We start from the raw sequence: 23,532 nt of genomic DNA on the forward strand, positions 1-23,532 counted from the left end.
ACATCGCGTCCATTGTTTTGGGCGCTATAGGGTGCTAAACAAGGGGGGAGAGCTAAGCGCAATAAAATGAACTGTCACTCTCATTGCACCTAACTCTAACTCTAACTTTAATTCTAACTTTATTGCTGGAACTGGATTGCTTTAGGCTCCCATACAGTCTTCAATCTCTTCTATCGTTCTTGGTACATGGACTGACAGGTTCTCAAAGCCTGTTTCGGTGACCAAAATATCATCTTCGATACGGATCCCCATACCGCGATACGCTTCTGGTATATCTATGGCATCTTTCGGAAAATAAATACCTGGCTCAATGGTAAACACCATGTCAGCTTCGAGTGTGCGCCAGTGACCTTCATTGTCATGATAGGGGCCAACATCATGAACATCCATGCCTAACCAATGGCCAGTCTTATGTACGGTAAAGCGCTTATAACTCTCACTTGCCATGATCTCCTCAATAGTACCTTCTAGGAGACCAAGCTCTTTAAGCCCCTCAGCCATCACTTGCATGCATGTTTCATAAAGAGTATTCCAAGCTGCTCCTGGACGTACTTTTTCGATGGCTTGATCTAACGCATTTAGCACTAATTGATAGATAGCTTTTTGCTCCGGAGTAAAGCGGCCATTAACCGGGTAACTGCGGGTAATATCTGCGGCGTAATGTTTGAATTCACCGCCAGCATCGATAAGCAGCATCTGTCCGTCAGATAATTCGCAGCAGTTCTCTTCATAATGCAGACAACAGGCGTTATTGCCGCCGGCGACAATACTAGGGTAGGCGACATCGTTACAGCCATGCTTTGCGATAGTAAAGTCAAATAATGATGAGAGCTCTCGTTCATTAACGCCAGGTTTACAAGCCTGCATGACCGCCTTATGGCCAAAGGTGGATGCGGCAACTGCCGAGCGTATTCTAGCGAGTTCGTCATTGGATTTAATCACCCGCTTAGTGTGTAACAGCTCTGCCAAAGGTTTTATCGAGGTGAAGTGCTTAGGTGTATCAAAAGAGCAATGATGTCGTTGATGGTTAGCCCAGCTAATGAGTTGCGACGAGAAGCGCCCCAGTTCATCACTTACATAGATAGTGTTAATACCTTGCAGAAGTGGCAGCAGGGTGTGTTCGAACTCAGCAACGCTGTACGCCTTATTAGCACCGTGCATTTCTACAGCGCCTTCAATTCCCGCTCGCGCACCAAAGCTAACCTCTTGAGCAGGGTCTTTTGGCCGACAAAATAAAATGTACTGGTTAACATCTCCTTTAATAAGTAATGCAATGGCATCGGGTTCATCGAAACCCGTTAAGTAGAGAAAGTCGTTATCTTGTCTAAAATGGTATTTGATATTTTTGCTACGCACTTTCTGTTGATAGCCTGCAATAAGCACTAAACTGTTATTTGGTAACTGCTCGAGCAGTTCGGAGCGTCTTTGATGGTAGATATTAGACATCTTATTATTCCATAGCGGTTAATTGAATCTGCTGCAGTCTATAAAATTTAAGACTGTATATTTTATTCATTACACGTTATTAGCTGCTTTATAGCAAGTTCACGGTGCATTTTGTTGTAATGAGTGAAATAATAATAGTCATTGCATATATAGAGAGAATGTATTGTGAATCGAGCGGTATTTTTAGACAGAGATGGCGTTATCAATCTAGACCATGGTTATGTACACCAAGTTGACGATTTTGAATATATAGACGGTGTGTTTGACGCGTGTGCATCTCTTAAAGAGATGGGATATTTGCTTGCTGTTGTTACCAACCAATCAGGGATTGCTCGAGGAATGTACAGTGAAGAACAGTTTCATTCATTGACAGAGTGGATGGATTGGAACTTTGTCGATAAAGGCGTTGAGCTAGACGGCATATATTACTGTCCTCATCATGCTGAAAAGGGCGTTGGCGAATATAAGATTGATTGTGATTGCCGCAAACCAAAACCTGGCATGCTTAACTCAGCTGCACAATTCTTAAAAATCGATTTATCACAGTCTGTCATGGTCGGTGATAAGCGTGACGATATGTTGGCTGCTGAGGCCGCAGGTATACCGACACGAATTCTTGTTAGAACAGGTAAATCTGTTACCGATGACGCGATTGCTGCTGCGACTGTCGTTTTAGATTCAATTGCAGATGTCCCCGCATATCTTTCGAGTCAAGCTTAGCTCGTAAAGAATAGCTGTAAAGAGTTATCGACGAGGATTAGACTTCGAATGTATACGCCTCTAGCTCTAGGGGCGTTATTGTTTCTAGCCCAGAACATCGACTTTAGGTTCTGGAGTCTTCCATTTATAGCTCATCTCTTAATAAAGAAAATATTCTATATCAACGGTCAGCCTACAAACCCGGCCGTTAATTCGGCTGTCATGCTGTTTAAAACAGCGTATCGTGCAAATGCTATTCATTTGATTCGAATATTCTAATTATATTAAGAAAGCCCCTTGTGCTTTAGCATAGCATCCCTATAATGCGCATCCACTGACACGGCACAGCAGGCCTAGTGTGCTTAGCAAAAGCTAAGTAGAACAGGACTTGCAGCTAAATCAGACACTCTTATTAAGTAAGAGTTAGAGGTTCAAAAATCGAAAGAAATTTGAACTTGGTGAAGAGCAGTTTAAGAGCTAATCGCAGCGATGGATATTCACGTTAGTGTATAAGGCATCAGAGCTTTGAAACTTCTTAAAATAAACGCTTGACGCCATCAACGGGAAGTGTAGAATACACAGCCCAAGCCAACGACCTAGCGTCCTAGGCTGCTAACTGAGAGACTTCTTCGTAACAGAATGGGTTCTCAATAGGATTAGCATCGCTCTTTAACAATATGACAAGCAAATCTGTGTGGACACTCACAGAGATTAAGTTATTCGAAATTGCCTCTTCTTTCTAGTAAAGAGTGAGACAATCAAAAATTACTTAATGAATGAGTGTTCATAGCAATATGAAAAAGTTTGATTCTACTTTTTAAAGTGGAAACAAATCACAGAATTCGTTGAGCCGCTGATTTAGCCTTACTTGTAAGGTGGAAGAAGCAAAAAAAACTTTAATTGAAGAGTTTGATCATGGCTCAGATTGAACGCTGGCGGCAGGCCTAACACATGCAAGTCGAGCGGTAACACAAGGGAGCTTGCTCCTGAGGTGACGAGCGGCGGACGGGTGAGTAATGCCTAGGTATCTGCCCAGTCGAGGGGGATAACAGTTGGAAACGACTGCTAATACCGCATACGCCCTACGGGGGAAAGGAGGGGACCTTCGGGCCTTCCGCGATTGGATGAACCTAGGTGGGATTAGCTAGTTGGTGAGGTAATGGCTCACCAAGGCGACGATCCCTAGCTGGTCTGAGAGGATGATCAGCCACACTGGAACTGAGACACGGTCCAGACTCCTACGGGAGGCAGCAGTGGGGAATATTGCACAATGGGCGAAAGCCTGATGCAGCCATGCCGCGTGTGTGAAGAAGGCCTTCGGGTTGTAAAGCACTTTCAGCGAGGAGGAAAGCTCAAGCGTTAATAGCGTTTGGGTGTGACGTTACTCGCAGAAGAAGCACCGGCTAACTTCGTGCCAGCAGCCGCGGTAATACGAGGGGTGCAAGCGTTAATCGGAATTACTGGGCGTAAAGCGTACGCAGGCGGTTTGTTAAGCAAGATGTGAAAGCCCCGGGCTCAACCTGGGAACTGCATTTTGAACTGGCAAACTAGAGTCTTGTAGAGGGGGGTAGAATTTCAGGTGTAGCGGTGAAATGCGTAGAGATCTGAAGGAATACCGGTGGCGAAGGCGGCCCCCTGGACAAAGACTGACGCTCAGGTACGAAAGCGTGGGGAGCAAACAGGATTAGATACCCTGGTAGTCCACGCCGTAAACGATGTCTACTCGGAGTTTGGTGTCTTGAACACTGGGCTCTCAAGCTAACGCATTAAGTAGACCGCCTGGGGAGTACGGCCGCAAGGTTAAAACTCAAATGAATTGACGGGGGCCCGCACAAGCGGTGGAGCATGTGGTTTAATTCGATGCAACGCGAAGAACCTTACCTACTCTTGACATCCAGAGAATTCGCTAGAGATAGCTTAGTGCCTTCGGGAACTCTGAGACAGGTGCTGCATGGCTGTCGTCAGCTCGTGTTGTGAAATGTTGGGTTAAGTCCCGCAACGAGCGCAACCCTTATCCTTATTTGCCAGCACGTAATGGTGGGAACTTTAGGGAGACTGCCGGTGATAAACCGGAGGAAGGTGGGGACGACGTCAAGTCATCATGGCCCTTACGAGTAGGGCTACACACGTGCTACAATGGTCGGTACAGAGGGTTGCGAAGCCGCGAGGTGGAGCTAATCTCACAAAGCCGGTCGTAGTCCGGATCGGAGTCTGCAACTCGACTCCGTGAAGTCGGAATCGCTAGTAATCGTAGATCAGAATGCTACGGTGAATACGTTCCCGGGCCTTGTACACACCGCCCGTCACACCATGGGAGTGGGCTGCACCAGAAGTAGATAGCTTAACCTTCGGGAGGGCGTTTACCACGGTGTGGTTCATGACTGGGGTGAAGTCGTAACAAGGTAGCCCTAGGGGAACCTGGGGCTGGATCACCTCCTTACCTATACGACTAACTTAATAGTTGTTGAGTGTTCACACAGATTGCTTGTTTGTCTCTACTTTGTAGGGATGAGCGACGAAATATCCTACTTCACGTAGTTGATATCGTTCTTTAAAAATTTGGAAAGCTGATAGTAATAATCGAAAGATTATTGCGAAATTAAAAAATTGAGTTCTAAAAACACTTAACATTAAGTGTCTTAGCTCGTTATTTAACATTAACTTGTTGGATGATGAGATAAAAATTCTAATTTTGGCGAAAGTAGAAACCATTAGTTACGATACGGCTGTTGTGAGCTTACCCGCTCAGAACAACGGATAACCTCATAGAGACTTATTTGGGTTGTATGGTTAAGTGACTAAGCGTATATGGTGGATGCCTTGGCAGTCAGAGGCGATGAAGGACGTAGTAACTTGCGAAAAGCGTTGGCGAGCTAGTAACAAGCATTTGAGCTAACGATGTCCGAATGGGGAAACCCACATGCATAAGCATGTATCACTACATGAATACATAGTGTAGTGAGGCGAACCCGGGGAACTGAAACATCTAAGTACCCGGAGGAAAAGAAATCAACCGAGATTCCCCTAGTAGCGGCGAGCGAACGGGGATTAGCCCTTAAGCGTAGAGGGTGTTAGTGGAATGTGTTGGAAAGCACAGCGGCACAGGGTGATAGCCCCGTACATGAAAACTAACTTTACGTGAAAACGAGTAGGACGGGACACGTGACATCCTGTTTGAACATGGGGGGACCATCCTCCAAGGCTAAATACTCCTGACTGACCGATAGTGAACCAGTACCGTGAGGGAAAGGCGAAAAGAACCCCTGTGAGGGGAGTGAAATAGAACCTGAAACCGTATACGTACAAGCAGTGGGAGCGGTTCTTGAGACCGTGACTGCGTACCTTTTGTATAATGGGTCAGCGACTTACATTTTGTAGCAAGGTTAAGCGAATAGCGGAGCCGTAGGGAAACCGAGTGTTAACTGCGCGTTTAGTTGCAAGGTGTAGACCCGAAACCGAGTGATCTAGCCATGGGCAGGTTGAAGATTGAGTAACATCAATTGGAGGACCGAACACACGTATGTTGAAAAATGCGGTGATGACTTGTGGCTGGGGGTGAAAGGCCAATCAAACTCGGAGATATCTGGTTCTCCTCGAAAGCTATTTAGGTAGCGCCTCGTACGAATACCATTGGGGGTAGAGCACTGTTAAGGCTAGGGGGTCATCCCGACTTACCAACCCTTTGCAAACTCCGAATACCAATGAGTACTATACGGGAGACACACGGCGGGTGCTAACGTCCGTCGTGAAAAGGGAAACAACCCAGACCATCAGCTAAGGTCCCAAAGTTATTGCTAAGTGGGAAACGATGTGGGAAGGCTTAGACAGCTAGGATGTTGGCTTAGAAGCAGCCATCATTTAAAGAAAGCGTAATAGCTCACTAGTCGAGTCGGCCTGCGCGGAAGATTTAACGGGGCTAAGCAATACACCGAAGCTATGGGTACTAGTGTTTACACTGGTGCGGTAGAGGAGCGTTCTGTAAGCCGTTGAAGGTGAAGGGGTAACCCACACTGGAGGTATCAGAAGTGCGAATGCTGACATGAGTAACGATAAAGGGGGTGAAAAACCCCCTCGCCGAAAGACCAAGGGTTCCTGTCCAACGTTAATCGGGGCAGGGTGAGTCGACCCCTAAGGCGAGGCCGAAAGGCGTAGTCGATGGGAAACGGGTTAATATTCCCGTACTTCTGCTAACTGCGATGGAGAGACGGAGAAGGCTAGGCTAGCGCGGCGTTGGTTGTCCGCGTTTAAGGTTGTAGGCTGTACACTTAGGCAAATCCGGGTGTACTTAAGGCTGAGAGCTGATGACGAGGTCCTAAGGGACTGAAGTAGTTGATGCCATGCTTCCAGGAAAATCTTCTAAGCTTCAGGTTAGCAGGAATCGTACCCCAAACCGACACAGGTGGTCGGGTAGAGAATACTAAGGCGCTTGAGAGAACTCGGCTGAAGGAACTAGGCAAAATGGTACCGTAACTTCGGGAGAAGGTACGCTCCTAGCGGTGATGAGACTTGCTCTCTAAGCTGCCGGGAGTCGCAGATACCAGGTGGCTGCAACTGTTTATCAAAAACACAGTACTGTGCAAACTCGCAAGAGGAAGTATACGGTATGACGCCTGCCCGGTGCCGGAAGGTTAATTGATTGGGTTATCTTCGGAGAAGCTCATGATCGAAGCCCCGGTAAACGGCGGCCGTAACTATAACGGTCCTAAGGTAGCGAAATTCCTTGTCGGGTAAGTTCCGACCTGCACGAATGGCGTAATGATGGCCACGCTGTCTCCAGCCGAGACTCAGTGAAGTTGAAATTGCGGTGAAGATGCCGTATACCCGCGGCTAGACGGAAAGACCCCGTGAACCTTTACTATAGCTTGGCACTGAACATTGAACCTACATGTGTAGGATAGGTGGGAGACTTTGAAGCTTCGTCGCTAGATGGAGTGGAGTCAATCTTGAAATACCACCCTTGTAGTTTTGATGTTCTAACCGCGGCCCCTGAATCGGGGTTCGGGACAGTGCCTGGTGGGTAGTTTGACTGGGGCGGTCTCCTCCCAAAGAGTAACGGAGGAGCACGAAGGTTGGCTAAGTACGGTCGGACATCGTACGGTTAGTGCAATGGCATAAGCCAGCTTAACTGCGAGACATACACGTCGAGCAGGTACGAAAGTAGGTCATAGTGATCCGGTGGTTCTGTATGGAAGGGCCATCGCTCAACGGATAAAAGGTACTCCGGGGATAACAGGCTGATACCGCCCAAGAGTTCATATCGACGGCGGTGTTTGGCACCTCGATGTCGGCTCATCACATCCTGGGGCTGAAGTCGGTCCCAAGGGTATGGCTGTTCGCCATTTAAAGTGGTACGCGAGCTGGGTTCAGAACGTCGTGAGACAGTTCGGTCCCTATCTGCCGTGGGCGTTGGATGATTGAAGGAAGCTGCTCCTAGTACGAGAGGACCGGAGTGGACGAACCGCTGGTGTTCGGGTTGTTATGCCAATAGCATTGCCCGGTAGCTACGTTCGGAATCGATAACCGCTGAAAGCATCTAAGCGGGAAGCGAGTCCTAAGATGAGTCATCCCTAGGAATTTAATTCCTCTAAAGAGCCGTTCGAGACTAGGACGTTGATAGGCAAGGTGTGTAAGCGTTGTGAGGCGTTGAGCTAACTTGTACTAATGACTCGTGAGGCTTAACCATACAACCCTGATGGGTTTTATGAGTTAACTATGTTTCTTATAGAAACCAGAATTAGAAAACACTTAATGTAGTGTGAACCCAATTTATTAAGACTTGCATAGCGAGTCCAGCTTTCTAAATTTACCAAATTTGTCTGGAAACCATAGAGTTGTGGCACCACCTGAATCCATTCCGAACTCAGAAGTGAAACGCAATATCGCCGATGGTAGTGTGGGGTCTCCCCATGTGAGAGTAGGTCATTTCCAGGCGCTAAATTAAGTAGAGAAGCCACCTTGTTAAGGTGGCTTTTTTGCGTTTGGAGCTTTTTAAAATAGCACTATATTGCTTATAACTGCTTCTTATCCTTTAAGGTGGCTCATCCACTTAAGTAGGCATAAATGCCTACTCCCGACGTCATCCCGCCGCTGAGTGGGTTCTCCAGCTTCGTAACAAGTTACTCGCGCTTCAAAGCCCTTGAATGCGTTGCATCCAAAGCAGGGTTTCTTAGCCCCCATGTGTTCGCTGCGCGAACCGATATGGTCATTACCAGGCGCCTATTTATACCATTCCATCTTAACAATTAGTCATTCTTGTCCAGTCTCTTTGGCATAACGACATCACTCTTTTTGTATCACTGATGAAGTTATTCCAAGCAATCGAACAGGCACTCACTATATCCTCGTAACATTTGAAACTCCTATTAGCAAGATGGTGTTGTCGTAACCAACTTCATACTTGCTCTATCGGATTGAGCTCCGGTGAGTATGGAGGTAACTTGATGATACTGAGGTTGGTAAATTCATCTGCGATATCAGTTGTATGCCAACCTGCGCCATCCATTACCACCACAGCGTGTCGACCAGGTTTTGTCCTTTGTGCAATTTGAGATAGATGCTGACGGATGATGTCTTTACTTAAGAAAGGAACAATTAACGCTTCAGTTCCTCCGGTTTCCGGACAGACTGCACCGAAGAAATGTGCATATTCAAACTGTTGTTAGCGTATCGCTCTTGGACGTGTGCCTTTTCTAGCCCATAAACGTGTTGTTGTGTTCTGCTGACCAAAGCGAGCCTCATCTTGAAACCATGATTTTTGATAAACCTGCCGACTCGCTCAAGTGCCACGCTGCTGGGAGTGTTAAGGATCGTTTCCAACTGGAACTTTTTTAAAAGTCGCTTGGACTCCAGTAGATTGTTTGGGGTGTTTCGGCGACTCGTTACCCAGCTAAAACCTAATTGCTCTAGCAGCTTGTAAATCGCATTAGGATGGTAATCAACATTAAACTGTTGTTGGATATATTTAAGGATAGCGTCACCAGTAAGTCTGCCACCAGAGCTACTTTTGCACAGCTCTTCTATATAGGCACTGAGTCGCTGCTTTTGAATTGAGCTCAAGTAGCTATCACGACCTCTATTCTTTTTGGCATCCAATCCCTTGAGAGTGCTCGAAAGATACTTAGTTATTTCCCTTAAGAAAAGCGCAATGGCAACTAATCGCATGCGCTTACGTGGTTCTTTTTCGGGTCTTGACAAAGCCAGGATTTTTCAGCGCTGTAATTTTTCGAGTGAGGATTAGAGTTATTTGTGAGGCCTTTATTAGATCACAACTTATACTAATCGGTATTATTGTTAATCTGACGGCTTTCGCATCAGTAAAATCATCGCGAAGGTGACGGCTAAGAGTGCGGGTATGGCATAGCCCCAGCTTATTTCAATAGTGTCTGCAGTGAGTAATACAAATACGGGAATTAAAAATATGTAGGCGGAAATTTGTTCTGGGGCTAACTTCACACTGGCTTTTTGAAACAGGAAAAAGCTAATCGCCGTGGCAAAAATAGCTAGGTATAAAGTTGCTAACCATGAATTAGCCGAAACTTGCTTCCAGTCATAGGCCACAATATCAGGCAATAATGACACGGATAAAATTAAGCTTGCTGCTATTAAGCTCCAGCCGGTGAAGACCATAAAGTTTTCTTGTCGATAACAGGCTTTGATGACTAATGGGTTCGCTGCCATAGCAACGCAGCCAATCATGAAAAGGCTGTAGCCCGAGTTCCAGGTTATATCAACACTTGAACTGCCTGCTTGTTGCATGACTAAAGCTAACGCACCAGCAAAACCTAATCCCAACGCCGCCCAGTTAGTTAACTTACCCATGTTCCTGTTAACTATAACCACAATTATGGCTGTAATGAGTGGTACGCATGTGTACAAGGCACTGGTTGCAAACGCGGTCGTTTGAGTCAGAGCACTGAACATCGCCGTAAAGTACATTAGTGAAGGTAAACTTACTAAGATGTAGCGCAGTAAACTTTTTTTACTTGGTAATTTTAGTTGGCGAGTTAGCGCCAGCAAAAAAGTAAAAAGTATCGCCGCGATGACATATCTAAGCCAGGTTGCGATCATTGGCGGAACTTCTAGCATCAGCTGCTTGCCGATAGGGAAGGTCATAGCGATCACAAAGGTGAAGATTAACATCTGTAGGTGTGGCAAAGCGGACTTAAACATTTTTAAACCTTCAATAAAAAAGGGCGGAATTCCGCCCTTAACTTACATTAGCCTATGGCTTAATTGGCTAAAGAGAAGAATATACCTGCAATCGCAGCACTCATTAAGTTAGAGCAAGTCGCAGCAACTACGGTGCGTAAGCCGTACTTGGCGATGAAGTCTGTTCTTGATGGACACAATGTACCTAGTCCGCCAATTAAGATCCCCATAGAAGCTAAGTTTGCAAAGCCACACAGTGCAAAGCTAATAATAACTTTACTCTTTTCTTGAAGTACTTGCAGTCCTGCTGCAGTCACTTCTGTTGAGTCTTTTAGGTATGGAGCAAGATCACTGTAGGCAACAAACTCGTTGACGATAAGCTTCTTTCCAATCATAGATCCAGCAATGGCCATATCGGCAGCTGGAACACCTAGTAAAAAGGCTAACGGTGCAAAGATCCAGCCTAAGATCCCTTCAAGAGACAGTTGTAGGCCGACCATGTCACCAAAACCGCCTAGTAGGTTATTCACCAGAGTAACCAGACCAATCATAGCGATTAACATCGCACCGATAGCCGCCGCAAGTTTAAGACCACTCGCTGCGCCTTCGCCTGCTGCCGCTAATACGTTTACCGGAGGCTTCTCATCAAATTGAATCTTGCTATCCATTGTGTAGGTCGGAGTGCTAGTTTCAGGAAGGATTAACTTAGCAAACAGAACACCACCAGGAGCTGCCATAAATGATGCAGCAAGTAGGTATTCCATATCAACGCCCATCATGGCGTAGCCAGCAAGTACAGTGCCTGAAACGGATGCCATACCACCGCACATAACAGCGAAGAACTCAGAGTCGCTCATCTTCGCCATATAAGGCTTAATTACGAGTGGTGCTTCACTTTGACCGACGAAAATATTAGACACTGCAGACATAGACTCAGGCTGTGAGGTGCCTAGAAGTTTAGCCATGCCACCACCAATGATACGGATGATAAACTGCATAATGCCAAGATAGTAAAGCACAGCAATTAGGGCTGAGAAGAACACTACTAATGGCAGCACGTTAAGTGCAAATACAAAGCCTATCCCTTCAACCGAGAAGTTAACTAGATTGCCAAATAGGAAGCGAATACCCGCTTTACCGCTATCAAGCACCACATGCACGCCGTGAGACATAGATTCAAGTGCTTGGCGACCAACTGGTACATAGAGTACAAACGCACCAATTAACACTTGTAAGCCTAGTGCCGCACCAACTGTACGTAGTTTAATTGAACGTCGACTAACTGAGCACGCGAAGCCTATGCCTAAAAGCACTAGCATGCCGATAAATCCCATGAACATCATAGTCCTATCCTCTACGCTTTCTTAACGCTATCGACGAATGCATTGATTAGCTGTAAGAAGTCACTTTCAGCCAGTTTTGCACACTTAAGAGTTTGCTCATGTGATAGCTTCACATCACCTAAGCCTTCAGCCATGTTGGTGATCGCACAGATAGCAAGTACGGGTAGATCGCAATGCGCTGCAGAGATAACTTCTGGTACGACTGACATGCCTACTACATCTCCACCGATGATTTGCATCATGCGAATTTCAGCAGCGGTTTCGAAACAGGGACCTGGGTAAGAAACAAAAATGCCTTGGTTGAGTACGATATTTTGTGTTTTAGCTATGCCTAAAGCTTGCTCGCGTAAATCTTTGTCATAGGCATTGGCAAGACTGAAGAAACGTGGACCGTACTTGTCGTCATTAGGTCCTGTCATTGGGGTGCTTGGCATGGTGTTTATGTGATCTGAGAACACAACGAGAGAGCCAACATCGATGCGATCTGGACGTAAAGAGCCCGCAGCATTGGTAACTAATAACATCTCGCAACCCAGCGTCTTGAAAGTGCGCACGGGTGTCGTCATGACTTTCATTGACTCATGTTCATAGAAGTGACCACGGCCCTTCATACAAGCAACAGGTACGCCGTTTAGGTAACCAAGTACCAACTCACCACTGTGACCTTCAACGGTGCTAACAGGGAAACCATCAAGCTCTTGATAACCGATGCTAACTTTATCTTCGAGTTTATCGGCAAGCACTCCTAGACCAGAGCCTAAGATCATCGCAATCTGTGGCTTAAAACCTGGTTTGTACTTTTCGATGGTAGCAATAGCGTTCGGGACTGGATCGTACAGAGACATTTTTATTCCTAATTGGATTTGTTATTGGGCTCACGATATTCCCAAGCTATTTTGATTAAAATCGCTAAAATCGACTCTAATGTGCTGATTTTCGGCACAATAACTGGCTCGGCAATTTTAGGAGTGAAATTGGTTATTTAAAGCATTGAATATTGCTTTATCGCGCAGTTATTACGCCAAAGTAGTGCTATTTACTGTAATGAAATGGATACAAAATTTGTGAACAATGACCATAGCGTAATACCGCTAGATTTAAAGAGTCTTTATTGGGCTGAGCGTATTAGCATGAAAATGCTGAGGTATTTTTATGTGGCCAGCCATAGTAAAACCTTAACTCAAGCCGCGCAGCGGCTACACATATCAAAGTCTCCCTTGAGTGCTCAGATGCGAGAACTTGAAGCGATTCTAGGAGTGAAGTTATTTAACCGTGAACAAAGAAGTATTCAACTGACATCGACAGGGTTGATGTTGCGCCATGAGTGTCAGTCGATTTTTAGCGTGATGGAAACCTCAGTAAATAAAGTGACCCAATACGCGAGAGAAACCCAAGGGCATCTACGTTTGGGGATTGTGAGTTCAGTATTTTGGGCCGGGTTTGGCTATGCCTGTCAGCAGTTGAAAACTCAATATCCAAGTATTCAATTTGAGTTTTTGGAATTATCGCCACAAGAGCAGAAAGTCGCACTGTTTAATAATGAAATTGATATCGGCTTTGTTCGCTACGCGGATACGTTGGATATCACGCCGTTAGAGTCCTGCAATTTATATTGTGAGTCGATGGTGATTGCGTTATCGGATAAGCATGAGCTTAGTAAAAGAGCCCAACTTTGTTTGTCTGAACTTGCCACTGAAAAGTTTGTCATTATGAGTCAGAAAAACTCAGCATCTGCGCAATTAGTGGTTAATCACTGCATCAAGGAAGGCTTTTTACCGCAGATAACTCAAGAGGTGGTAGAGCCGATGACATTAATGAATGTGATTGAAAGTCATGCTGGGATCTCCGTTGTTCCCCACAGTTTTAGTCGTCAGAGCTGGAAGCATGTTCGCTTCGTATCGCTTGAGCAGGAGATCATTGCCAATATTTGCGCTGTGTACAACCCGCAAAAAATGACCGCAGAAAAGCAGGCGCTTATTCAGTCGCTACATCAGTTTATGAACCTAGAGGCCTCCAAACAAGTCTAATGAAGAGACTAATAAAAAAGCCCACTTTCATGTAGTGGGCTTAAGTTCATATTGAGATCGATTACTTGTCTTCAATTCGCTTTTTAAAGGCTTTTCGCGTTTCTTCATCGGCCTGTTGGTACCAGAAATCGAGCATCTGGCCAACATTTATCTGCTCGCTTTTTTTACTTTGTTTAGTCGCTGTTGCTGCACTCACACTCACTGCAGTGGCAACAGGAATAGCTGTTTGCGGCGTTGAAATTGTTGCTGGCTTAATGTTTAGCGACGCTTTTTGATCTGTAACGTTATAGGCTGCCATCTCAACTTCATAGTCTCGACCTAGTTGCAGACCTTTTTTTATCAGCATCCCCAATTCAAAGGCTACCGCATTGCTGTTTTGGTCTTCCAGTGTCACTTCTGGGGACTGATTAAACTTGTTAGCTGCGCTGTTGGAGCGAACTCGTGGCATAGATAGATAGAGTTGAGCATCACTTTCATCGAACTTGATGACAATTACATCTGATTGGAACTGGTTTTGAGAGCCTTGCTGTTGGTAACGCCCAAGATATCTAAATGCAATCTGGTTGAGACCATTATTCAGGCTTAGTTTTTCACGTCCGTTAGCATCGACCCCGTTTACTAGTACGAGTTCTGAGTTTGAAGGCATTGTGAGGGTGACTTCAGCTAACGCCGATGTGGTAACCAATAGAAGAGCACTACTCAAGGCACTACTTAAGACAAGACCATAACGCTTCATTCGGGATCCTAATTTCAATTAAAGTCCTCTTTATAGCAGAAGGACGCTGAATTTGCATCGCAAGATAATTTTATTACAAACTTGTATGCAAATGCTTGGATATTAATAACAGTTTATCCATTTTTTTATGGGTATAATTATTACAAATGCCGTAGAGGGAATGTCTGTGCTAACTAAAATCTTGATCACCCTACTTATTATCGTTGGGGCCATGGTTTATATGCGTAAACCGAGAGAAAAGGGTGTCCGAGCCAGTACCAAAGAGCTAGGTAAGAATATAAAGCTTCGTATCGCAGCCTATGTGTTGATCAGCTTATCACTCACTGCAACTGCAGCATATTGGTACTGGGACTGGAGTGATGGCAATAAAGTTGTCAGTGTGACCATAGTGTCACCAATGAGTAATGAGTCGGTTGTTTACCAAGTAAGGAAGAAAGATATTGCTAGCAATGAGATAACAACTATTAACGGTATTCGCATTAGATTGTCCAATCAGGAGCGAATTATTGTCGCGAACACGGTAAATAAGTAATCCTCATGGGTTTTCTTTTAGTGATCCCTTTGCAATACCACATTATAAGGTAGAATGGCCCACGTTTTTTTGTCCTAACGATTTGCTATATGTGTTTATAAGGAGGAGCTATGATAACAGCCTATGCCTATGAGGATCGTAAACTTACGATTATCGAATTGAGCATGAAGGACAACATCCCTCCCGGTATCATCTGGCTGGACTTATATAAACCTGACGAGCAGGAAAGAGAGTGGTTAAGTGGCTTTTCTGTTGAAGATGTGCAGGATGAAGAGGACATCAATGAGATTGAGGCTTCAGCCCGTTTTTACCAGAATAAAGATGGACTGCACATCAACTCTTTGTTCCCGCAACGTGCGGGGCAAGATGTCAAAGGGGTCAATGTCTCCTTTAATCTACGTAAAAACTTTCTGCTAACCATTCGTGAGGAAGACGTAGGCCTGATCCGACTGCTGCGAAATTACCTAAGACTTGGTAAAATTGAAGCGAGTACACCTGAAACCCTATTATTAGAATTGTTTAATCTTAAAGTGGACTACCTCTCTGACTTAATTGAGGATGTATATACCGTTCTTGAGAATGTGAGCGAAGAGGTGTTTAAGAATGAAGAGCTTGATAATGTATTTAAGCTTATCACTCGACAGGAAGATTCAAACGGTAAAATTCGTTTAAGTCTGCTTGATACCCAACGTTCATTAAGGTTTATGCAGAAGTATTACCGTGCTCAACTATCTGATGATGAGCTTAAAGATCTGCGTGAAATGCTTTCAGATATCGAGTCTTTAATGCCTCATAGCCAGTTTATTTTCGATAAGCTGAACTTCTTACTCGATGCAGCTATGGGTTTTAGTGGATTACAACAGAATAAAATCATTAAAATTTTCTCAGTTGCGGCAGTTGTCTTTTTACCGCCAACGGTGATCGCAAGCTCTTACGGCATGAACTTTGTGAATATGCCTGAACTCGATTGGAGATTTGGTTACCCTATGGCTATTGCTATGATGTTCGGTAGTGCGGCGGGAACCTACTTGTTCTTCAAGCGTAAAGGTTGGCTATAATACCAATTCAATCATCATTGGATTAAAAAAGCTCGCGACTGCGAGCTTTTTGCTATTACAGCAATAACCAAGTCTTATTTAGTCCTTTTTCGTAAGGGCACTACTTCAGCTTTATTTTGAAGAAACTGCTCCGGTTGGCAGTAAGCTTGATTCAACAAGGTTAACTTTTGAAACATTAAGCTACTAACAAGATGGCAACGTTGGTAGGGGGTTTTACACAGGCCTAGGCGTTTGTTTAAGTGGTCGAGTAGCGAGGTTAGATTTGCTCTATTATGCTCACGGCTTAGTGCAATAGCCTCTTTACTCAATTTTGTTTGTAGAGCATCCAATTTCTCTGGGGTATTTTCTGCCATCCATAACAGTCTGTCAAAGCTTGGTAGTTCAGTCATAAATACCGCTCCCGACATAAAAGCTAGTAGAATTAACTTTAGTCAGTCGGGAGGAGTTCAGCAAGAAATGGGCTGACTTGCTCTATTGGCTGCTTACTTCTCGGCTCCAAAGAAGTAGCTGATCTTTTCTCTTGGGTTGAGGTATTTCAGCACTTTCTCTGGCAGCGCAGCTAAGGGTAAACATCTAATAATAGTCAGCCCTTCACTCGCTAAGTCTACAATCGGCGCTTGTTCCTTCGGAACGTTAGGGTCGTAAACTAGCACTCTTGGTAACAGAAGTTTGCTTAAATTAACCGACATCACCATAGCAAATTGTCCCGACGATAGCTCAACCACGCTGCCTGGAGGGTAAACTCCTAGCATTTTGACTAAACGATTTATTACTTGCTGATTAAGCCGACTCTGATAGTTTTTATACAGATAGCCAAGTGCAGAGTATGGTGTTCTGGCTTTCCTGCTCCTGTCGGAATGGCATAGGTTGTCGTAGGTATTAATCGCACAGACTAATTGGCTTAACTTATCTAAATCTTTTTCTAACAGCCCCTTAGGTGTGCCTGAACCATCTAGAAATTCATGGTGGTTTAAGATGATAGGCAGCGCTTGTTGGGGGAAATTATCTGTAATATTAATAAGCTCTGCCCCCATTGCTGGATGCTGGTTAAAATATATCTGTTCAGAGTGAGTAAACGGGGTCGTTTTACGCAGTAACTGGGTTGGGATCTTAAGCTTGCCTATGTCGTGAAATAGCGCACCCATGCCGACCAATTCAATTTCTTTACGACTCCAGCCAAGTTCTTTGGCAATTAGCATAGAAAGTACTGCGACGTTAAGAGAATGGTAATAAATTCCTTCATCACTCTTGGCATCGGCCATAAGATGAAGCACTAACTTGTCATCGGTGAGTAGTTGATTACAAACGCCATGAATGAGTTCTTTGGCTTCATTAACGGCATCGAGTGGTCGGTTACGTAATTTACTGGTGAGATTACGCATCATGGCAACATTACGAATGAAGTGCTTCTCGGTTTTTTGTAAGCGACGTCTTAAGGATTGCTGTGCATCAATGCTTTTGGCTTTTTGCTGGTTTAATTCACCAGATAGTTGTTCGAGGTTGTTATCTATAATTTGTGGTTTTTGCTGTTTCGCTTCGATGCTTGAAAGCGGCTGAGTATCGCTACGCTCTGGACGGACGTAGACAAACTCGATCCCGAGATTCTTTATCAGTTCAATTTGAGTCTGCTGCTTAATTTTGAAGCTATTGAATATGAATGGATGGTCTTTCCATGCTATGGGTAACCTAACAAAGTTCCCAACTTGCAGCTGTCCTACAGCGACTTTACAACTATTTGTCATGGGTATTATTTTTAACTTTTTCTGATTTGCTATTTTAACTCAAGCTATATGATTTACAATCACTTAACTGATAAATTTACAGATGTTGCAAACCCGTTAACCTAAAAATGTTCCCATAGAAATATATCCAGAGAGGATACTAATCAAACGCCGCTATAGGTTTGGAATAGACCCTCTGCAAGCTAGTTTGAGGGGGAGCTGTGTGGGGGATTTTGTTTTCTGCCTTAAACCACAAATATCAGTAGGTAGATCCTTTACTTTCTGCATCCGCTGGACTCTATAAAAGAGCCGTCATACTCCACAGGTAGCTGTGGAGCACACAATAACAGGGCTACTCTCTGCTCATATTGCTCTTCATTTGCAAATTAAAACTGGTGATTGAACTCAATTCGCCAATCGACATTTTTATCGGCATTGAACTCAGTTGCGGCGTAGTTAGCGAAGAGGCGAATATTTTGCTTTGGGTTTATCTGATAACTAGCAACAACTTCGTGATAGAGGCCATCCATCATGTCCGACATATATTCGTTGCTGTTCAAGGTGGTCATATACATGGGGTTGTAGTTAAGCCAGATTTTATCTGTGAGGGTAATTTTTGCGTAGGTACCGACAACGGCAAAGCTTGATGGGATAGCGTATCCCACACTGCCAATCTCAGTCTCGTCACCACGAATTACTGCTGTATCTGTCACTGTGATACCAATACCAGCGAGTGGGAATAGCTGCACAGGACCCAGTGCAGGCAGGGCTTGAATAAAGCTGTAGGATGCATTACCTACATTGTTATTAAAGTCCCAGTTCACATCAATCTGTGCGCCACGACCATTGGTCATATCTAGATTGAAATTACGATAACGAAGCTGGTTGATAGAGTCATTGCCATCAAGGCCAAGACTGTCTCCTGCAATGCCCTTTAGCTCAACGATATTCATCGCCATGGTATCTGGATTACCAGTGTCATAGGAGTTGCCAAGTTTTAGGTTGCTCCCCTTATTGGTAACGCCAGCTCCTGCTTGGGTATATACCGCTAGAGGGTCAGACATATCTTGCACTTCATCTTGCTGGGCAAAAGACAGAGACGTAAAACTAAGTGGTGCGATCAGGCTAAATACACTGATTAAAGGTAACTTTTTCATCATAGACTCGCTGGAAGGGAGGGGGGCGAAGCCCCCAGCCGGGAAGAGGGGAAGCCACTGTTAGTGACAATTTCATATCAGCTAAATGATGCTGTTTTCATCATCTATGTACTGAAGGTAGGGGGGCATAGCCCCCTGCAGTGAGGTTATTTGTTATCTGCTATTGGCAGGATTTCAAACAGCGGGCTGAAGCTGTCTAGGTTTGGCATGAGCTGTTGGATAAAATCTTGCTGGCCTTTAATCCCAGCTTGCTTGCTCTTAAGTAACTCAGGAAGTGTTGTTTGGCCCGTCATCACCTTAGCGAGATCCGCTCGGTTGATGTAGAAGGTGGCATCAGCGCCTTTTACCTTATTTGTGGTGATCACACTTGCCATATTGCCGTTGGAGATCTCTGAGTAGAAATGTTCATTAGTGTCTGGGTGTACCAAGTTAAAGCTTAAAGTCAGGTTAGCTTCAACCGCTTTTGGCGCATTCAGGCGAACCGCAACATAATCTAAAATGTTGAGTGTTGGACTGTTAGCCACAATATCGGCTGAGTTCTGCTTGATTGACTCGTGGATCACATTGGTACGTAGCTCGTAAGCACCCGATAGGTAGGAGTTACGCCACGCCATGGTTTCAGACTGATAACCCTGCTGCTCGAAAGAGTCGGCTAACAGGTCACGTGCTATTTGGTTATTGGGATCACAGAGCACTACATCGTTAGCAAGTTGAGAAGCCGCTTGGTACTCGCCCTTTTCAAACTGTGCCCGTGCGCCCTTCATCAGGGTATCTACGCCAGCAGCTTCCACATAGACACAAGACTTATCCTGGCTAGTCAGCGGGTTAGTGTTAACAGGGTTTAGATCATGGTAACCCAAGTAAAGGTTAACAACGGCGCGGGCATTGTGTGAGTATGAGCCGTGGTAGCCATTGGTGTGCCAAGTATCAAATTGCGCCTGAGGAATAATCTTGTCGATCTCACGTCCTACATCATTGATAGTGGTGCCGTGGTTGGCTAAACGAAGGGCTTGGTTATGGATAAAGCCGTAATTATCACGTTGCAGTGTGATGTACTCATTAATATCGGCGGTATCCCAAACTGGCGCCGAGTGAGAAGAGGTTAACGCTTCAATACGGTCACCATAGGCAAGCTTCATATCGGTTAGGTACTTACTCCATGCAAGGGCATCACGCACTTTTGCACCACGGAAGGTGTAGATATTATGCATGCCGTGATAGGTCAGCTCACCGGTAAATAGGGTTTTGTACTTCTCTACCCAAGTGATGATCTCAACTGGGGCTTCGGCGCCTGGTACGTTGGTAAATTCAAACTCAACGCCATCGATAACATGCTTCTCAATCTTATCGGTAATATCAAGGGTTGGGGTAATTAGGGTTAAGCCGCCAACAATACCGGGTGTGAGTCCGATAGCGTTATCAACAGTACCGTGGGCATCTTTACCTAGAGTGACACCATATTGGTAGTTTGAGCGACGCGACATCGCATTACCCGCTAGCATATTCTCATCAGCGAGTGCTTGCACAAAACCATCTGGAGCAATAATTTTCACATCATCGGCAAAATCATCACTGAGACCACGAACGCCACCGAAGTGATCGCCATGGGGATGTGAGTAGATCACGGCATGAATTGTGTGGGGAGCTGGAAGGTGTTGCTTGGCAAACTCCCATGCAAGTTTTGTGGTCTCGTCGAGAAACCCCGGATCGTTTATTACATAGCCGTTGTCTGTTTTAAAGACGGTAAGGTTAGCGATATCGTTACCACGGATCTGGTACACACCATCAACCACCTCATATAAGCCTTCTGCCTGGTAGTTCATCAAGCCTTGGCGGAAGATAGAGGGATTTACGGTATTAGGAAAATCTGTGGGGTCGATATCTTGCATCATATCGCTAAACTGCAGACGTGCTTTACCAGCTTGATGATCACCAAATGCGGCGATTAGTCCGCGATTTTGCTGCTCAAAGGCTGTCATATCTGAAAATGGTAAGCGCTCTGCAAGGGCTTTGTTTGCAGCTATGGTGTGTTTAGTTGCCGCTTTACCCGCGTAAGATGCCATCTCGCCTGCATTGATATGTTCATGCTCGTGGTTATGCTTTTCTGCCTCATCATGAGAGTGGGCAATAGCATTAAATGAGATCAGGCTAATAATAGCGGCAGCTAAGCTTGTTCTTTTGATTATTTGATTTTGCATATGGGTCACCTTCGAGTCTAAGTCTATGAACATTATGGATCTTCTTGGGAGAAGCCATTGGTTGCTAAGTGTTTTTATCTTGGTGATAGAGTAGGCTTTTCAGATGAATGAACCAATAAACTCAGCTTTAGTTGATACATAACTATTTCGTATGTATTGGCGTTATTATGTATAATTAATGCTTCTGTATTAGCGGTGAGAGAATTGCGTGGGCAACAATATGGATAAAAGATTCGATTTCAATTTGTTAGTGATTTTTTTAGAGGTTTACCAGCTTAGATCTATTACTCTAGCTGCTGACTCCTTAGGTTTAACTCAGCCGGGCGTCAGTGCGGCATTAAAACGCCTACAAGCTACACTCGGAGTAGAGCTTTTTGTTCGTGAAGGTCGTGGTATTTCACCAACCAACGCGGCGATTCAGCTAGCGAGTCAAGTCTCACCGGCCTACAACACGGTTAACAGTGCACTGAGCAATGTGGCAGGTTTTGACAAGCAGACACCGCGCTCGTTTCTAGTCTATGTCGATGAACCTATGATGAATCTGCTGCAACCTTTAGCTGAACAAGATAGCGATATGGGCAACTGTGAGATTATGTTTCAACTGCCCCCGATTGAAGAGGAACGACTGCTACAGCAGTTGAGTTTGCAAAAGGCTGACTTAGCGATAGACGTTGGACAGTTGCCTAGCCTTTCTTACTCTAATCAACTTTTTTACCGTGAAAGCGTCACCATGATTTGCCGTAAGGGTCATCCGCGTATTAATGGCAAGATAGGCAAAATTCAGTTTTACCAAGAGAAACATATTACTTTGCAGATCCGCCGCGCGACGCTAACTGCACTGGATTTTTTCACCGAGGAAGTGATCGGTGAACGTAAGGTTAGCTGTGAGTGTCACTCATTACTCTCTATGATGGCGCTGGTTTCTGAAAGTGATTGTATTGCTATCACCTCAAGGAGTATCGCTGATAAGTATGCAGATAAATTTGGTCTTCAAAGTATCGAGCCGCCCTTTAACACTAAGCCTGTGCTACATAATATGATGTGGCACAAACGTAATGAGTTTAACCCTGCACATACTTGGCTTAGGGAAAAGCTAAACCAATTGGTGAAGCAATGGAATTAGTTATATAGCTTATAATTCGTTAGCTTATTCCGCTAATCTTAGAGCCGTAAAATGGACTTCATAGAAATATACTAAGAGCTATTTTTTAGTGATGTAATCAAAAAATAGCTCTTAGCCGCTTATTTACTCGGGTGATGTGGCATGGTTTTAAGCCGAAGGGGGATTAAATTTAAAAACTTAATGAAACTGTGATGAAGTGAATGCGGTTTTCGCTGTAGAAACCTTGTGGTTGAATTGGGTTTAAGCTGCCATTAGTAGTTCCATCAATATGGCCATCACCGAGTGATTGATACTGGTAGGCGATACCGAGTACCGAGCCACTATCTAGCGTCTTTAACGCTCCTAAACCGAATCGCCACTGCTTATCCAGTGGAAGAACCACATCTCTATCTGCTGAGTCTAGCGGGCTGGAGTCAAAGCTTAAACCTGATTGTAGCGTCCACTCATTTAGCTGGTAACTCAGAGCCATTCCTGCGCCCCACGTATCAGTGTATTTGTCGTTATAACGGCTCCACTGCTGCCAGTTAGCACTCATCATCAGGGTTAGATCGCTTGTCAATTGGTGCTCGATCCCAAGATCAACACTCTGAGGCCAATTAACATCCATACTCTGAGGTTCGGGCAGGTGTGTGGCGAGAGCAAGTTCATGCTTACCGCCATAGTTATAGGTCAAACCTAAGTTAGTGCTATCGGATAACTGGTACATGGCGCCTAGCGCAAATGAGGGAGTCCAGTTATTGCCCGCTATGGTGTTTGCCTGCTCGGTTCCCTGAAATAAATCAATCTGAAGATCGGCATATTGAGCAATCACAGAGGCACCTAAAGAGAGCTTGTCATTGAGCTGATATGACGCCGATGCGGTGATATTTACAATGGCGATATTGTTCTCATTGATGATATTAGCTGGACCACCCGCGACGCCATTATCATAGCTCATCCCCAATCCACCAGGAGAGTGCATCGCAATACCTGCAACCCAGTCATCATTGAGTCTTTTGGCGTAGGATAGATGAGGCATAAACTGCCCCGCGGTGCCCGTTGTCCCTTCACCCATCGCCTCACGTTCAAACTCAGACTTTACATCTAAATATTGCACGCCAATTACCGTGCTGCTATCGGTGATCCCCGACAGCGCAGCAGGGTTGGTTACCACTGCCGATGCATCACGGTTGTTGGTCACGTTGGCAGCACCTGCTGTGGCAACACTTTCTGCCGTACCTATTTGTGAAAGACCTAAGCCAGCAGCGCTAACTGAGGTTGCAATAAGGCTGCCGCCTAAAGTTAACGCCAGAGTTAGTTTGTTTAAGTTCATTATTTCAATTCCAAAAAAGGGGAAAGTTCAGC

Annotated in this window: 15 protein-coding genes, 3 rRNA genes and 1 pseudogene; 8 read left to right on the forward strand and 11 right to left on the reverse strand. The window is 44.9% G+C overall.

Annotated elements, in window-relative coordinates:
- Positions 1 to 141: 141 nt before the first annotated feature.
- Entirely contained in the window at positions 142 to 1,446 is a 1,305-nt protein-coding gene (locus SPEA_RS08985; RefSeq protein ID WP_012154955.1) for an aminopeptidase P N-terminal domain-containing protein, read from the reverse strand.
- A gap of 165 nt (positions 1,447 to 1,611) precedes the next feature.
- On the opposite strand from SPEA_RS08985, the gene gmhB reads away from it, so the two are divergent.
- The 4 genes from gmhB (at position 1,612) to rrf (ending at position 8,076) form a co-directional block, all read left to right on the forward strand.
- Positions 1,612 to 2,166 carry a D-glycero-beta-D-manno-heptose 1,7-bisphosphate 7-phosphatase gene (gene gmhB / locus SPEA_RS08990; protein ID WP_012154956.1) on the forward strand — a complete coding sequence of 185 codons (555 nt, stop codon included), beginning with the start codon at positions 1,612 to 1,614 and terminating at the stop codon, positions 2,164 to 2,166.
- 876 nt (positions 2,167 to 3,042) lie between these two features.
- Positions 3,043 to 4,585, forward strand: a 16S ribosomal RNA gene (locus SPEA_RS09000).
- A 348-nt stretch (positions 4,586 to 4,933) separates the two neighbouring features.
- Positions 4,934 to 7,828 (forward strand): 23S ribosomal RNA (locus tag SPEA_RS09005).
- A 132-nt stretch (positions 7,829 to 7,960) separates the two neighbouring features.
- Positions 7,961 to 8,076: ribosomal RNA gene (gene rrf / locus SPEA_RS09010) — 5S ribosomal RNA — on the forward strand.
- Together the 16S, 23S and 5S rRNA genes form the textbook arrangement of a ribosomal RNA operon.
- A gap of 304 nt (positions 8,077 to 8,380) precedes the next feature.
- On the opposite strand, the pseudogene SPEA_RS22740 reads toward rrf, so the two are convergent.
- The 4 genes and pseudogenes from SPEA_RS22740 to xapA all read right to left on the reverse strand — a co-directional run bounded on the left by SPEA_RS22740 (position 8,381) and on the right by xapA (position 12,481).
- Positions 8,381 to 9,306 (reverse strand): annotated as a pseudogene (locus SPEA_RS22740) (IS630 family transposase).
- Positions 9,307 to 9,435: 129 nt separating this feature from the next.
- The gene (locus SPEA_RS09025) at positions 9,436 to 10,314 is read right to left on the reverse strand and encodes a DMT family transporter (protein ID WP_012154959.1); all 879 of its coding nucleotides are present in this window, start codon (positions 10,312 to 10,314) and stop codon (positions 9,436 to 9,438) included.
- 59 nt (positions 10,315 to 10,373) lie between these two features.
- Positions 10,374 to 11,636, reverse strand: coding sequence for a NupC/NupG family nucleoside CNT transporter (locus SPEA_RS09030; RefSeq protein ID WP_012154960.1), 1,263 nt, complete (start codon positions 11,634 to 11,636; stop codon positions 10,374 to 10,376).
- Positions 11,637 to 11,647: 11 nt separating this feature from the next.
- Complete coding sequence (gene xapA / locus SPEA_RS09035) at positions 11,648 to 12,481, reverse strand: xanthosine phosphorylase (protein WP_012154961.1); 834 nt, start codon at positions 12,479 to 12,481, stop codon at positions 11,648 to 11,650.
- 204 nt (positions 12,482 to 12,685) lie between these two features.
- Between xapA and SPEA_RS09040 the strand changes: the two genes are divergently transcribed.
- Positions 12,686 to 13,663, forward strand: coding sequence for a LysR family transcriptional regulator (locus tag SPEA_RS09040; protein WP_012154962.1), 978 nt, complete (start codon positions 12,686 to 12,688; stop codon positions 13,661 to 13,663).
- A 61-nt stretch (positions 13,664 to 13,724) separates the two neighbouring features.
- Here SPEA_RS09040 and SPEA_RS09045 read toward each other — a convergent pair whose 3' ends face one another.
- Entirely contained in the window at positions 13,725 to 14,399 is a 675-nt protein-coding gene (locus tag SPEA_RS09045) for a YccT family protein (RefSeq protein WP_012154963.1), read from the reverse strand.
- A 160-nt stretch (positions 14,400 to 14,559) separates the two neighbouring features.
- Here SPEA_RS09045 and SPEA_RS09050 point away from each other — a divergent pair, with 160 nt between their 5' ends.
- Together SPEA_RS09050 and corA are read left to right on the forward strand one after the other, a co-directional pair.
- Entirely contained in the window at positions 14,560 to 14,931 is a 372-nt protein-coding gene (locus SPEA_RS09050) for a hypothetical protein (protein ID WP_223296608.1), read from the forward strand.
- A 110-nt stretch (positions 14,932 to 15,041) separates the two neighbouring features.
- Positions 15,042 to 15,989: a magnesium/cobalt transporter CorA gene (gene corA / locus SPEA_RS09055; protein WP_012154965.1), complete on the forward strand. Its 948-nt coding sequence runs from the start codon at positions 15,042 to 15,044 to the stop codon at positions 15,987 to 15,989.
- 74 nt (positions 15,990 to 16,063) lie between these two features.
- On the opposite strand, the gene SPEA_RS09060 is transcribed toward corA, so the two are convergent.
- The 4 genes from SPEA_RS09060 to SPEA_RS09075 form a co-directional block, all read right to left on the reverse strand.
- The gene (locus tag SPEA_RS09060) at positions 16,064 to 16,378 is read right to left on the reverse strand and encodes a DUF3135 domain-containing protein (RefSeq protein WP_041410900.1); all 315 of its coding nucleotides are present in this window, start codon (positions 16,376 to 16,378) and stop codon (positions 16,064 to 16,066) included.
- A gap of 93 nt (positions 16,379 to 16,471) precedes the next feature.
- Positions 16,472 to 17,731, reverse strand: coding sequence for a cyclic di-GMP phosphodiesterase (locus tag SPEA_RS09065; protein WP_012154967.1), 1,260 nt, complete (start codon positions 17,729 to 17,731; stop codon positions 16,472 to 16,474).
- A 365-nt stretch (positions 17,732 to 18,096) separates the two neighbouring features.
- A complete protein-coding gene (locus tag SPEA_RS09070) occupies positions 18,097 to 18,870 on the reverse strand; it encodes a hypothetical protein (RefSeq protein ID WP_012154968.1) in 774 nt (257 codons plus the stop codon).
- A gap of 143 nt (positions 18,871 to 19,013) precedes the next feature.
- Positions 19,014 to 21,065, reverse strand: a complete 2,052-nt coding sequence (locus SPEA_RS09075) for an alkyl/aryl-sulfatase (RefSeq protein ID WP_012154969.1) — start codon at positions 21,063 to 21,065, stop codon at positions 19,014 to 19,016.
- 220 nt (positions 21,066 to 21,285) lie between these two features.
- Between SPEA_RS09075 and SPEA_RS09080 the strand changes: the two genes are divergently transcribed.
- Positions 21,286 to 22,188, forward strand: a complete 903-nt coding sequence (locus SPEA_RS09080; RefSeq protein ID WP_041410901.1) for a LysR family transcriptional regulator — start codon at positions 21,286 to 21,288, stop codon at positions 22,186 to 22,188.
- Between the two features lie 169 nt (positions 22,189 to 22,357).
- Here SPEA_RS09080 and SPEA_RS09085 read toward each other — a convergent pair whose 3' ends face one another.
- Positions 22,358 to 23,500, reverse strand: a complete 1,143-nt coding sequence (locus tag SPEA_RS09085; protein WP_012154971.1) for an OmpP1/FadL family transporter — start codon at positions 23,498 to 23,500, stop codon at positions 22,358 to 22,360.
- Positions 23,501 to 23,532: the final 32 nt, after the last annotated feature.

It is taken from the genome of Shewanella pealeana ATCC 700345 (assembly GCF_000018285.1).
Taxonomy (GTDB): Bacteria; Pseudomonadota; Gammaproteobacteria; order Enterobacterales; family Shewanellaceae; genus Shewanella; species Shewanella pealeana.